Source organism: Fusobacterium sp. (assembly GCF_029258315.1).
Classification (GTDB): Bacteria; Fusobacteriota; Fusobacteriia; order Fusobacteriales; family Fusobacteriaceae; genus Fusobacterium_B.
On the sequence record NZ_JARHZE010000091.1, the window covers coordinates 1 to 11,837 of the forward strand.

The 11,837-nt window shown below is 31.1% G+C and carries 13 protein-coding genes and 10 tRNA genes; 2 read left to right on the forward strand and 21 right to left on the reverse strand.

Annotated features, from left to right (window positions below; genetic code table 11):
* The 12 genes from Q1J48_RS06465 to Q1J48_RS06520 all read right to left on the reverse strand — a co-directional run bounded on the left by Q1J48_RS06465 (position 1) and on the right by Q1J48_RS06520 (position 2,274).
* Positions 1-840, reverse strand: coding sequence for a WYL domain-containing protein (locus tag Q1J48_RS06465; RefSeq protein WP_300331976.1), 840 nt, complete (start codon positions 838-840; stop codon positions 1-3).
* A 72-nt stretch (positions 841-912) separates the two neighbouring features.
* Positions 913-986, reverse strand: a tRNA-Cys gene (locus tag Q1J48_RS06470).
* 13 nt (positions 987-999) lie between these two features.
* Positions 1,000-1,075 (reverse strand) — tRNA-Phe (locus Q1J48_RS06475).
* 44 nt (positions 1,076-1,119) lie between these two features.
* Positions 1,120-1,203 (reverse strand) — tRNA-Ser (locus tag Q1J48_RS06480).
* Positions 1,204-1,211: 8 nt separating this feature from the next.
* Positions 1,212-1,286, reverse strand: a tRNA-Glu gene (locus tag Q1J48_RS06485).
* A gap of 5 nt (positions 1,287-1,291) precedes the next feature.
* Positions 1,292-1,368: transfer RNA gene (locus Q1J48_RS06490), tRNA-Ile, on the reverse strand.
* A gap of 35 nt (positions 1,369-1,403) precedes the next feature.
* Positions 1,404-1,480 (reverse strand) — tRNA-Arg (locus Q1J48_RS06495).
* A 14-nt stretch (positions 1,481-1,494) separates the two neighbouring features.
* A tRNA-Lys gene (locus tag Q1J48_RS06500) sits at positions 1,495-1,570 on the reverse strand.
* Positions 1,571-1,576: 6 nt separating this feature from the next.
* A tRNA-Gly gene (locus Q1J48_RS06505) sits at positions 1,577-1,652 on the reverse strand.
* Positions 1,653-1,684: 32 nt separating this feature from the next.
* Positions 1,685-1,760 (reverse strand) — tRNA-Met (locus Q1J48_RS06510).
* A gap of 3 nt (positions 1,761-1,763) precedes the next feature.
* Positions 1,764-1,852: transfer RNA gene (locus Q1J48_RS06515), tRNA-Leu, on the reverse strand.
* A 161-nt stretch (positions 1,853-2,013) separates the two neighbouring features.
* Positions 2,014-2,274, reverse strand: a complete 261-nt coding sequence (locus Q1J48_RS06520; RefSeq protein ID WP_300328655.1) for a GIY-YIG nuclease family protein — start codon at positions 2,272-2,274, stop codon at positions 2,014-2,016.
* 132 nt (positions 2,275-2,406) lie between these two features.
* On the opposite strand from Q1J48_RS06520, the gene Q1J48_RS06525 reads away from it, so the two are divergent.
* The gene (locus Q1J48_RS06525; RefSeq protein ID WP_300328652.1) at positions 2,407-3,729 is read left to right on the forward strand and encodes a DUF1576 domain-containing protein; all 1,323 of its coding nucleotides are present in this window, start codon (positions 2,407-2,409) and stop codon (positions 3,727-3,729) included.
* A 66-nt stretch (positions 3,730-3,795) separates the two neighbouring features.
* Here the strand turns inward: Q1J48_RS06525 and Q1J48_RS06530 are convergent, their stop codons facing one another.
* The 9 genes from Q1J48_RS06530 to rpsB form a co-directional block, all read right to left on the reverse strand.
* Entirely contained in the window at positions 3,796-4,518 is a 723-nt protein-coding gene (locus tag Q1J48_RS06530) for a GntR family transcriptional regulator (protein ID WP_300328650.1), read from the reverse strand.
* 57 nt (positions 4,519-4,575) lie between these two features.
* Positions 4,576-5,589 carry a tRNA (adenosine(37)-N6)-threonylcarbamoyltransferase complex transferase subunit TsaD gene (tsaD, locus tag Q1J48_RS06535; protein WP_300328647.1) on the reverse strand — a complete coding sequence of 338 codons (1,014 nt, stop codon included), beginning with the start codon at positions 5,587-5,589 and terminating at the stop codon, positions 4,576-4,578.
* A 15-nt stretch (positions 5,590-5,604) separates the two neighbouring features.
* Positions 5,605-6,963, reverse strand: coding sequence for a PFL family protein (locus tag Q1J48_RS06540; protein WP_300328644.1), 1,359 nt, complete (start codon positions 6,961-6,963; stop codon positions 5,605-5,607).
* Positions 6,964-6,987: 24 nt separating this feature from the next.
* The gene (locus Q1J48_RS06545) at positions 6,988-7,257 is read right to left on the reverse strand and encodes an ACT domain-containing protein (RefSeq protein WP_300328641.1); all 270 of its coding nucleotides are present in this window, start codon (positions 7,255-7,257) and stop codon (positions 6,988-6,990) included.
* Positions 7,258-7,409: 152 nt separating this feature from the next.
* Positions 7,410-7,610 carry a cold-shock protein gene (locus Q1J48_RS06550; protein ID WP_300328638.1) on the reverse strand — a complete coding sequence of 67 codons (201 nt, stop codon included), beginning with the start codon at positions 7,608-7,610 and terminating at the stop codon, positions 7,410-7,412.
* Positions 7,611-7,713: 103 nt separating this feature from the next.
* Complete coding sequence (gene frr / locus Q1J48_RS06555) at positions 7,714-8,274, reverse strand: ribosome recycling factor (protein WP_300328636.1); 561 nt, start codon at positions 8,272-8,274, stop codon at positions 7,714-7,716.
* 17 nt (positions 8,275-8,291) lie between these two features.
* Positions 8,292-9,002: a UMP kinase gene (gene pyrH, locus Q1J48_RS06560; protein WP_300328633.1), complete on the reverse strand. Its 711-nt coding sequence runs from the start codon at positions 9,000-9,002 to the stop codon at positions 8,292-8,294.
* Between the two features lie 73 nt (positions 9,003-9,075).
* Positions 9,076-9,963 (reverse strand): translation elongation factor Ts, encoded by an 888-nt coding sequence (gene tsf, locus Q1J48_RS06565; protein ID WP_300328630.1) that lies wholly within the window; start codon positions 9,961-9,963, stop codon positions 9,076-9,078.
* A 38-nt stretch (positions 9,964-10,001) separates the two neighbouring features.
* Positions 10,002-10,760, reverse strand: a complete 759-nt coding sequence (rpsB, locus tag Q1J48_RS06570; RefSeq protein WP_300328626.1) for a 30S ribosomal protein S2 — start codon at positions 10,758-10,760, stop codon at positions 10,002-10,004.
* Between the two features lie 220 nt (positions 10,761-10,980).
* On the opposite strand from rpsB, the gene Q1J48_RS06575 reads away from it, so the two are divergent.
* On the forward strand, positions 10,981-11,837 hold an 857-nt coding region (locus Q1J48_RS06575), incomplete at its 3' end, for a DMT family transporter (protein WP_300362093.1).

The following is an 11,837-nucleotide window of genomic DNA, read 5'->3' on the forward strand; positions in this document are numbered from 1 at the left end:
TTAATAATTTTTAAGAGCCTCTAAAAAATCTTTTTTCATCTCTTCTCTAAGTTCAAGAGGTTCTAATATAATAGCCTCTTTAGAAAATTGTCTAAAATATAGTTTAGCATTTTCATTGGAAGCCTCAAAAACATAAATATTATCATTTTTTTCAACAAGTCTAGGACGGTAGTTTGTTAAACCTTTTAAAAGTTTTTGTCCTTCCTCAGTAAGTTGGACTTTTACAAAGTTTCCATTTCCTAAAAATGGGTCAAATCTTTTTCTAACACTTTCAATATATTTTTTATCTTTACCTTTTATTTTTTCCTCTAATATAGATATAACTTCCAAATCTTTTAATTTGTAGTTATGATAAGTTTTTTCTATATCACAGTAACAAAAAAGATAATTTTCATCCCCTTGTTCATCTCTTTTTATAAAATATGGTTCAACAGTAGTTAAAACAGCCCCAAACTTTATTTTTAACTTTTTTTTCTCTTTTATAGCATCAAGAATTTTTTTTACTGTATCTTGAAAAACAAAAAGTTCTCTTATATATTTAAATTTTGAACAATATTTTTCAAAAAGTTCTCTGAAAAATTCAGCTTCAATATCAACACCATTTTCTTTTAAAACATCATAATAAATTTCTTTGTTAGCAACATTTAAATCGAATTGAATTATTTTCTTTAAAGGTCTTCCTTGGGTTTCTAAATCTTTCTCAATATCTATTTCTTTCTTGTATTTTAATTGCTCCAAAATATAATTACAAAGTCTATTATTATTAATTTTAAAGTCTTCTGTATCGTTTTTCATCATACGCCAAATATCTTCAGGAACAGTAACTCTAATTTTTTTCATAATAATTCCTCCAAAGAAATTAAAAAAATATATAAAAAAACTGTCTTCTTCAAGACAGTTAAATTATCGAATTGGAGGCGACGACCAGATTCGAACTGGTGGTGGAGATTTTGCAGACCTCTGCCTTACCACTTGGCGACATCGCCTTCTATAAAATTGTGGTGGCCAGAGGCGGAATCGAACCACCGACACGGGGATTTTCAGTCCCCTGCTCTACCGACTGAGCTATCTGGCCAACTAATAAATATTAAATTTTGAATTTTAATTCTTAAAAAAAAATGGCGGAGAACCAGAGACTCGAACTCTGAAGCCTTACGGCGTCGGTTTTCAAGACCGATTCCTTACCAATTAGGATAGCTCTCCAGCACATATGGTACCCCGTAGGGGAATCGAACCCCTGTTTCCAGAGTGAAAATCTGATGTCCTAACCGTTGAACGAACGGGGCAAAAATGGTGGATCTAATTGGAATCGAACCAATGACCACTCGGTTATGAGCCGAGTGCTCTAACCAGCTGAGCTATAGATCCATACGTACTCATTTGTGTTAAGAATATTTTATTGATGGCGTGTCTGAAGGGATTCGAACCCCTGACCCACGCCTTAGAAGGGCGTTGCTCTATCCAGCTGAGCTACAGACACATCTATTAATTAGATGGTGCGTCATACTGGATTTGAACCAGTGACAACACGATTAAAAGTCGTGTGCTCTACCTACTGAGCTAATGACGCATATCTTGGAGCGGGAAACGAGGTTCGAACTCGCGACATTCAGCTTGGAAGGCTGACGCTCTACCAACTGAGCTATTCCCGCATATCTTACTGTAACACTGAATATTTAATTTTTGGTGGCGGGGATAGGATTTGAACCTATGACCTTCGGGTTATGAGCCCGACGAGCTGCCAACTGCTCTACCCCGCGATGTGGTGCCTAGAGCCGGAATCGAACCGGCACGGTATCAAGATACCACAGGATTTTAAGTCCTGTGCGTCTACCTGTTCCGCCATCCAGGCATTCTTAAGTTCGTCGATTTTGTTTTCGTCTCCCTCAAGACAAGAATAATAATACCACATATTACTTATTCTGTCAACAGTTTTTTTCTAAGAAAAAACGTTTTTTTAATTTTTTCTTTTAATTTCAATGACTTTATTTTTAAATTTTTTTATTTTTTTTATTATTCATCTAAAAATTTTTTAAATTTTATTAAATTTTCTTTAGATTTTTTATCCAATTTTTTTATTTTATATTCTAATTTACTTGCTTCGCTTTTATTTTTTACTTCAAAAAATATTTCTAATTTTATAACTAAATGACTTTTTGTATATTTTGCACCTTTTTTATTTAAATGATCATTATATCTTTTTTCTAAATTATTAGTAATTCCTGTATATAAAGATCCATCACTACATCTTAAAATATAAACAAACCAATTCATTTTTACTCCTAATACTTTTATTATTATTTTATCATACTTTTAAAAAAAGCATTGTAATTTATAGGAAAAATACTGTATAATTTTAATAATGTATTAAGATTATTTTTTATTATAAAATTTGAGGAGGATTTATTGGATAACTTACAAGCAAAACGTAAACTTCGGGCTTTTGAATTAGGAATTTTTCTAATTTCTCTTTTTGTTATTTTTCTTTTGATCTATGGCAGTTTTAAGCTGAAAGAAAATTTTTTCCAAGGTTTTTCCTATATCCTTACTTCTCAGGCTGGACTTATCACAGATTTTTTAATGGTTGGTGGAATTAGTGCTGGCTTTTCAAATGCTCTACTAATTCTTGGATTTAATTATTTTATAATTAGATTTTTAAATATTGAAATTAAAGGAATGACTCTAGCATCTTTATTTACTATATTTGGTTTTTCATTTTTTGGAAAAAATATCTTAAATATTTTACCCATCTATATTGGTGGTATTCTTTTTAGTAAATATGATCACATTCCATTTAAAGATATTTATTTACCTGTATCATTTGCCACAGCTCTAGCTCCTTTTATAAGTGAAGTCGCTTTCAGAACTAATACATTTGAATTTTCTTATATAAATGGTATTACTCTAGGAATTATAATAGGATTTATAATCTCTCCTTTAGCAAAAAAAATGAAAGGATTTCATGAAGGATACAACCTTTACAATTTGGGATTTACAGCTGGTATTCTTGGGCTAGTTCTTAATTGTATTTTAAAAGCTTATGATTTTAATGTAGCTTCAAGAAAAATACTTTCAACTCAATATAATAGTATTTTACAAATTTGTTGTAGTATTATTTTCTTGATACTTATAATAGTCGGTTTTTATATAAATAGCAACTCTTTTTCAGGATATAAAGAGCTTGTTAAATCAAGTGGATTAGAAGTAGATTTTGTTGCTTCATATGGGTATGGAGTTACATTTGTTAATATGGGGCTTATGGGCTTTTTAGCAATGCTTTTTGCTCTTAGCCTAGGTCAAACACTAAATGGTCCTATACTTGCCGGTATTTTCACTGTAGTTGGCTTTGCTGCTCATGGTAAAACTCCATTTAATACTGCCCCTATACTTATTGGTGTTATTTTATCTGGAGTTTCAACTATCCATAATGATATTTTTACTATTGTTCTTTCTGGACTTTTCGGTACATCTCTAGCCCCTATTGCTGGTATCTTCGGTCCTTTTTGGGGTATTCTAGCTGGTTGGTTACATCTTACTATAGTTACCAATATAGGTGGACTTCACGGTGGATTAAATCTATACAATAATGGTTTTTCTGCTGGTATTGTAGCTGGATTTTTATTGCCTATAATGAGAATTTTTAATGAAAGAGGTTTAAAAAGAGAATTACAATTTTTAAAAAATAGAAAAGAATTTATTGGTATGATAAAAAAATCAGATTTTGAGTAAATAAAAAAGCTAGATAGTTTAAACTATATCTAAGATATTAGAATATAGTAAAACTTCTAGCTTTTTTTAATCCTCTTTTAATTCTACTTCAAATTCAAATCTGTCTCCACGAACATAACTGATTGTATATTCTATTATTTCCATCCCTGTATAAGTCCATCTTTGTAATTTTATAATAGGGCTATCCTCTAAAATAGATAGAGATTTTGAAATTTTTTTATCTGATTTTATTGTAGAAAATCTCTCCACTGCTTTACTAAAAACTATATTATATTTACTTTGAAAAATATCGTATAAAGGTGAATTTGACAATTCTTTTTTATTAAGTCCCTTTAATTTACTAGCAGGTATATATGTCTTTTCATACATCACAGCCTCTTCATCAGCTATTCTAAGTCTTATCAATTCATAAACAGAATCCTCTTTTTCTATTTTTAACTCTTTTGAAATTTTTTCATCTGCTTTTTGTTCTTTAAAAGATAGAATTTTAGATTTTGGCTCTTTCCCCTGCTTTTTCATTTCTTCTGTAAAACTATAAAACTTTAATAATTTTTGTTTCATCATTTGAGGAGAAACAAATGTTCCCTTTCCTTGAATTTTATATATGTATCCTTTTTGTTCTAAATACGAGATAGCTTGCCTTACAGTTGCTCTGCTTATATTATATTTTTCACAGTATTCCCTTTCTGTAAGAATTTTTTCATCTCCTTTTAATTTCTTTTCTTTAATTTCATTTAAAATTATATTAGCTAACTGATAGTATAGTGGACTTTTTGATTTAAGCATCATTATATCCTCCTCCTAGTATTAACTTAAAAAAGTGTGGTTTATAGACCACACTTAATTTTACCATATCTCTTTATCTATTGGAAGAGTTGCTATTCCATTTAAAGTAAGATTTTTTTCTGGAATATAACCTTTCTTTAACTTATAATATGCCGCTGCAGCTATCATAGCCCCATTATCTGTACAAAGTTTCATACTTGGATATGAAACCTCTACTCCTTGCTCAGCTCCTCTTCTTTTTAGTTCACTTCTTAAAAGAGAATTTGCCGCAACTCCACCAGCTATTATAATATGTTTTACACCTTTATCTTCACAAGCTTTTAAAACTTTTTTACAAAGAATATCAACAACTGTTCCTTGGAAAGAAGCTGCTAAATCAACTGGTTTAAACTCTTCCCCTTTCATTTTCATCTTATTGACATAATTAATAACAGCAGTTTTTATCCCTGAAAAACTAAAATTATATCCGTCAACTTTTGGTTCAGTTATTTTTAAAAATTCTGGATTTCCTTCATAATACATTTTATCTACAACAGGTCCTCCAGGATATCCTATTCCTAAAACTCTAGCAACCTTATCATAACTTTCTCCAATTGCATCATCTAAAGTTCCACCTAAATTAGTAAAATTATGTTTCTCATCAATATGAATAATATTCGTATGTCCTCCTGATACAACTAAAGCTATACAAGGAAACTCTACATTATTTTCTAATAAATTAGCATAGATATGTCCTTTTATATGGTGAACTGGAACTAAAGGTATATTTTTCCCATAAGATAATCCTTTAGCAAAAGATACTCCTACTAATAAAGCCCCTATAAGTCCTGGTGCATATGTCACAGCTATATAATCAATGTCATCTAATGTAACTTTTGCTTCTGTTAAACTCTCTTCCAAAATAGTTGCTATATTTTTTATATGATGTCTTGAAGCTATCTCTGGAACAACACCACCATATTCTTTGTGTATAGCAATCTGAGAAGAGATATAATTTGATAAAACCTCTTTTCCATCTTTTACTATGGCTATTGAAGTTTCATCACATGATGTTTCTATTCCCAATATTAACATTATTTCCTCCTTATTTTAGTTTTTGAAACTATGAATAGGAGCAGGGATTCTTCCACCTCTTTTTATAAAGTCTTCACATTTAAATTTATTCACTTCCATAATAGGTGCATGACCTAAAAGTCCTCCAAACTCTACTGTTTCTCCTACTTTTTTTCCTATTACAGGAATAAGTCTTGCAGCTGTTGTTTTGTTATTTACCATCCCTATTGCTGCCTCATCCGCTATTATTCCTGAAATAGTAGCTGCTGATACATCACCTGGAATAGCTATCATATCCAATCCAACTGAGCAAACACAAGTCATTGCTTCTAATTTTTCAAGAGATAAAGCTCCTATTTCAGCAGCATGTATCATGGCATGGTCTTCACTTACAGGTATAAAAGCCCCACTTAATCCACCTACATAAGATGAAGCCATTACTCCACCTTTTTTTACATTATCATTAAGCATTGCAAGAGCTGCTGTTGTTCCTGGTGCTCCTGGTTGCTCTAATCCCATCTCTTGAAAAATCTCACCTATACTGTCTCCTACTGCTGGTGTTGGTGCTAAAGATAAGTCTATTATTCCAAATGGAACTCCCAATCTTTTTGCTGCTTCTTGAGCAACTAATTGTCCAACTCTTGTTATTTTAAATGCTGTTTTCTTTACAACCTCACAAAGAGTTTCAAAATCTGCTCCTCTTGCTGATTCTAACGCTTTCTTTACAACCCCTGGTCCACTTACCCCAACGTTTATGACGCAGTCAGCTTCCCCTACTCCATGAAAAGCCCCAGCCATAAATGGATTATCTTCAACCGCATTACAGAATACAACAAATTTTGCACATCCTATACATTCTCTATCTTTTGTTAATTCAGCTGTTTCTTTTACTATTTCTCCCATTCTCTTTACAGCATCCATATTTATTCCATTTCTAGAAGTTCCTACATTTACTGAAGAACAAACTCTTTCAGTTTCATTCAATGCTTGAGGAATAGAATCTAATAAAATTTTATCAGCTTTTGTATATCCTTTATGAACTAGAGCAGAAAATCCTCCTATAAAGTTTACTCCACAATCTTTTGCAGCTCTATCAAGTGTTTTAGCAACACTTACATAAGAATCTGTATCACATCCTGCTGCTGCTATTGCTATCGGTGTAACTGATATTCTTTTATTAACAACAGGAACCCCAAATTGTCTAGCTATTTCATCCCCAACCTTTACTAAATCTTTAGCATAAGTCGTTATTTTCTTATATATTTTTTCATTAAATCTATTGATATCAGAATCAGCACAATCCATTAAGCTTATCCCCATAGTTATTGTACGAACATCAAGATTTGCTTGATCTATCATAGCATTAGTCTCTTGTATCTCCACTTTAGAAATCATATATCTTTCTCCTCTTCAAAAAATTTATATACGATGCATACAATTAAAAATATCTTCGTGTTGTATGTTTATAACTACACCTAATTCTTTTCCTATTTCTTCCAATCCATCTGCTACAACTTCCATAGAATCAGTTGCACCAGTCATATCTACTATCATCATCATATTAAAGTAACCATTTACTATTGTTTGTGATATATCTAAAATATTAATATTTTTTTTAGATAAAAATTCACATACTTTTGCTATAATTCCAACTTTATCTTTTCCTAGTACTGTTATGATACCTTTCATTTGAGCCTCCTTGAATTTTATTATATTATAGTATATCATTTATTTAAAATTTTGCAACTAAAAAAGCCCTCTCATCTTTCTTTAAAAAAATTATAAAAAAAACTGCCAAAAGGCAGTTTTAATCTTTTTAACAAAAGACAAAGTCTTTACAATTATTTTACTGTTACTTTAACAGCTATTGGTCCTTTAGCTCCTTCTTCTACTTCAAAGCTAACAGATTGATTTTCTTCAAGATTTTTAAATCCTTCTCCTACAATCCCTGAAAAATGTACAAAATAATCTTTTCCTTCTTCTGAAGTGATAAATCCAAATCCTTTTTCTTTGTTAAACCATTTAACTTTTCCTTGTAACATCAAAACCCTCCAAATTATTTATTTTCAGTTCTCTTTCAGATAAAAAAATCTATCAGGAACATCCTTATTATACTCTCAACTAAAAATATATGCAAGAAATTTTTTAAACTGTTGTAATTTCTTTTTCTTTTAATGCTAATAAAGAATCAATTTCTTTTATTGCTTTGTCTGTTAATTTTTGTACTTCATCCTCAGCAACTTTTAATTCATCTTCAGTAAGTTCTTCAGCTTTTTGAAGTCTTCTAAGACTATTATTTATTTCTTTTCTTATGTTTCTAGCTCCTACTTTGCTCTCTTCAGCTTCTTTTTTAGCTAGTTTTACATATTCTTTTCTTCTGTCAGCTGTTAATTCTGGTACCATAAGTCTTATAACTCTACCATCATTATTAGGATTTAATCCTAAATTTGCTGTCATTATAGCTTTTTCGATAGATGGTATAACTGATTTATCCCAAGGATCAATAACTAATAATCTAGCTTCTGGAGCTGATACTGTTCCTATTTGATTTAATGGCATTAAAGAACCATATTGCTCTACTTTTATTCCATCTAGCATAGCTACACTTGCTCTTCCTGCTCTGATTCCAGCAAATTTATGTTTTGTAGCTTCTATTGTTTTTTCCATTCTTTCTTTACATTCTTTCATTAGTAAATCTTTACTCATAAATTTCCTCCTTAATATTAAACTACTACTGTTCCTATTTTTTCTCCCATTACTACTTTCTTTATATTTCCTTCTACTAAAGAATCAAATACAATTAATGGAAGTTTATTATCTCTACAAAGAGATATTGCAGCAGCATCCATAACTTTTAAATTTTTATTTAATACTTCTGTATATGTAATTGTCTCATATTTTACTGCATCAGAATATTTAACTGGATCTTTATCATATATTCCATCTACTTTTGTAGCTTTTACAACTACATCAGCATTTATTTCGATAGCTCTTAATACAGCAGCTGTATCTGTTGTAAAATATGGGTTTCCTGTTCCAGCTCCAAATATTACAACTCTTCCTTTTTCTAAGTGTCTTTGAGCTCTTCTTTTAATAAATGGCTCAGCAACTTTTGGCATTTCTATTCCACTTTGAACTCTAGTTGGTATTCCTAGTTTTTCAATAGCATTTTGAAGAGCTAATGAGTTTATCATAGTGGCTAACATTCCCATATGATCTCCTGTAACTCTATCTATTCCAATTTCTTCTCCTGAAAGACCTCTGAAAATATTTCCTCCACCTATAACTACTGCAACTTCTACTCCTAGATTCACAATCTCTTTAATCTGTCTTGCATAGGAAGTTATCACTTTAGAATCTATTCCAAATTCTTGGTCTCCCATTAATGCTTCTCCACTTAATTTTAACAATATTCTCTTATATACAGGTTCCATTCTCCCCTCCAGTTATTATTTAAAAAAATAGGGATGCATTTTGCATCCCCTAATTGTTTTTTCTTAAGAAGTACTATCCTTTAATTTGAGCTGCAACTTCTGCTGCGAAATCTTCTACTTTTTTCTCAATTCCTTCTCCAACTTTATATCTTGTGAAAGAAACAACTTTCATATCTCCTGCAAATTCCTCTACAGTTTCTTTGTTTTCTGCTCTTACATAAACTTGGTTTACTAAACAATTTTCTTCATAGAATTTTTTCATTTTTCCTACTAAGATATTTTCGATTATTTTAGCTGGTTTTCCTTCCATTTCTAATTGTTTTCTAGCAATTTCTTTCTCGTGCTCTAAAGTTTCAGTTGTAACTTGAGTTGAGTTTAAGAAACTAGGGTTCATAGCTGCAACGTGCATAGCTATTCCTTTCGCTCTTTCTAATCTTTCTGGAGTCATTTCAGCATCTAATTCGATGATTACTCCTAATTTTCCACCAAGATGGTTATAAGTAGTAGCAAATCCTTCTGCAACAACTTTCTCCATTCTTCTGATGTTCATGTTTTCTCCGATTTTAGCGATTAATTCAACTAGAGCTTGCTCTACAGTTCTTCCATCTGCTAATACTTCAGCTTTTAACTCTTCTACTGTCATAGCTTTTGTAGTTAATGCAACTTCTACTAAAGTTTTTCCGAAGTTTCTGAACTCGTCGTTTTTAGCAACGAAGTCTGTTTCAGCGTTAAATTCTATAACAACAGCTGTTTTATGGTCTGCAGAAACACCGTCGAATATTAATCCTTCAGCTGCTACTCTTCCTGCTTTTTTAACTGCTTTAGCCATTCCTTTTTCTCTTAGGTAGTCTATTGCTTTATCCATATCTCCATCTGTTTCTTTAAGTGCTTTTTTACAATCCATCATTCCAGCACCAGTCATTTCTCTTAATTCTTTTACTGCTTTAGCTGTGATTTCCATACTATTTTATCCTCCTTAAAAAATTTTTTCAAATTTTCTTATTCTGCTGATCCGTTTTCTACTACTTCTTCAGTTGTAGTTTCAGTAGATACTTCTTCTACTTTCTCTTCAGACCCTTGTCTTCCTTCGATTATTGCGTTAGCAACTAATGTAGACATTAATTTTACTGATCTTATAGCGTCATCGTTTGCTGGAATTGGGTAAGTAATGTTGTCTGGATCTACGTTAGTGTCGATCATAGCTATTACTGGGATTCCTAAGTTAGCTGCTTCAGCAACAGCAAGAGCTTCTTTTTTAACGTCTACTACGAATAAAGCTGCTGGTACTCCTGGCATATCTTGGATTCCTGCTAAGTTTTTATTTAATTTTTCTAACTCTTTTCTTAAGTTAGCTGCTTCTTTTTTAGTGTAAGCTGTATCTAAAGTACCATCTTGGTCCATTTTTGTTAATTCTTTAAGTCTAGCTATTCTTCCTTTGATAGTTTGGAAGTTTGTTAACATTCCACCAAGCCATCTGTTGTTTACATAGTACATTCCAGATCTTTCAGCTTGTTCTTTCATAGCTTCTTGAGCTTGTTTTTTAGTTCCTACAAATAAGAAGTTTCCTCCGTTTGCAGATATTTCTCTTACTACTTCGTAAGCCTCTTCAATTTTCTTTAAAGATTTGTGTAAATCGATTACATGGATTCCATTTCTCTCTGTGAAGATATATTTTGCCATTTTTGGATTCCATCTTTTTGCTTGGTGTCCGAAATGTACTCCAGACTCAAGTAATTGTTTCATTGTTACTACTGCCATTTTTTTCCTCCTAAATATTGTTTTTTGGTTATGCCGTCCACCGATCTCAAAACTAAACAACCATTTTGGCACCAAGTTTAGAAATAATCAGTGTGCATTTTTTAGCATTTTATTATAGCATTAGAAAGTATTATTTGTCAACACTTATTTCCCGATACTTTTATTGACATTTTTCTTAATTTTTCATAAAATTAATTAAAATATTTTTTAAGGAGATTTTATGAAGGCAAATATTAAAAGTTTATTACAAGTTCATTTCGCTGTTTTTTTATTGGGATTCTCTGGTTTATTTGGAAAATTAACAACAGTTTCCATTTTTACTCTTATTTTAGGAAGAAGTGTTTTTTCTTTTTTATCTCTTGGAAGTTTTTTAAATTTTCAAAAAAAATCTATTGCCGTAGAAAATAAAAAAGATCTTTATTTCCTATTTTCTCTTGGAGCTATTCTGGCTCTCCACTGGCTAACTTTTTTCTATTCTATAAAGCTTTCAACTGTTGCAATAGGACTTTTGACTTTTTCAACTTTTCCTATTTTTGTGACTTTTCTTGAACCTTTATTTTTTAAAGAAAAATTACTTTTAAAAAATATCTTCATAGCTTTTCTAGCTTTTGTAGGAGTCGCTTTTGTCATCCCTAACTTTGATATTTCAAACTCTGATACAGTTGGAGCTTTTTGGGGGATTGTTTCTGGATTTGTTTATGCTCTTTTTGCAATTGGTAACAGAAAAGTAGTAAAAAAATATTCTAGTCTTATAGTATCTCTATATGAGCAACTATCTGTGGTGATGATATTAGCCCCTTACTATCTTCTTGTGGCTAAAGAAACTGTTCCTTTTAAAGAAGTAATTTTAATTGCTCTATTAGGAATAATATTTACAGCCTTTGCACATACTTTAGCTATCGAGGCTCTTAAAAATATCAAAGCCCAAACTTCAAGTGTAATTTTTTGCTTAGAACCTTTTTATGCAATTATCCTTGCTTCTATTCTTTTAGATGAAATTCCTAGCCCTAAAACATTAATAGGGGGGGTCATTATTTTAGGAACAGTTCTTTTTTCAAATTTTATTAATAAAGATTA

Coding starts and splice junctions, on each gene's coding strand:
- Q1J48_RS06465 (WP_300331976.1), bottom strand. CDS start 840: ATGAAAAAAATTAGAGTTACTGTTCCTGAAGATATTTGGCGTATGATG.
- Q1J48_RS06520 (WP_300328655.1), bottom strand. CDS start 2,274: ATGAATTGGTTTGTTTATATTTTAAGATGTAGTGATGGATCTTTATAT.
- Q1J48_RS06530 (WP_300328650.1), bottom strand. CDS start 4,518: ATGATGCTTAAATCAAAAAGTCCACTATACTATCAGTTAGCTAATATA.
- tsaD (WP_300328647.1), bottom strand. CDS start 5,589: ATGTTAATATTGGGAATAGAAACATCATGTGATGAAACTTCAATAGCC.
- Q1J48_RS06540 (WP_300328644.1), bottom strand. CDS start 6,963: ATGATTTCTAAAGTGGAGATACAAGAGACTAATGCTATGATAGATCAA.
- Q1J48_RS06545 (WP_300328641.1), bottom strand. CDS start 7,257: ATGAAAGGTATCATAACAGTACTAGGAAAAGATAAAGTTGGAATTATA.
- Q1J48_RS06550 (WP_300328638.1), bottom strand. CDS start 7,610: ATGTTACAAGGAAAAGTTAAATGGTTTAACAAAGAAAAAGGATTTGGA.
- frr (WP_300328636.1), bottom strand. CDS start 8,274: ATGAGTAAAGATTTACTAATGAAAGAATGTAAAGAAAGAATGGAAAAA.
- pyrH (WP_300328633.1), bottom strand. CDS start 9,002: ATGGAACCTGTATATAAGAGAATATTGTTAAAATTAAGTGGAGAAGCA.
- tsf (WP_300328630.1), bottom strand. CDS start 9,963: ATGGAAATCACAGCTAAAGCAGTAAAAGAATTAAGAGAAATGACTGGT.
- rpsB (WP_300328626.1), bottom strand. CDS start 10,760: ATGGCAGTAGTAACAATGAAACAATTACTTGAGTCTGGAGTACATTTC.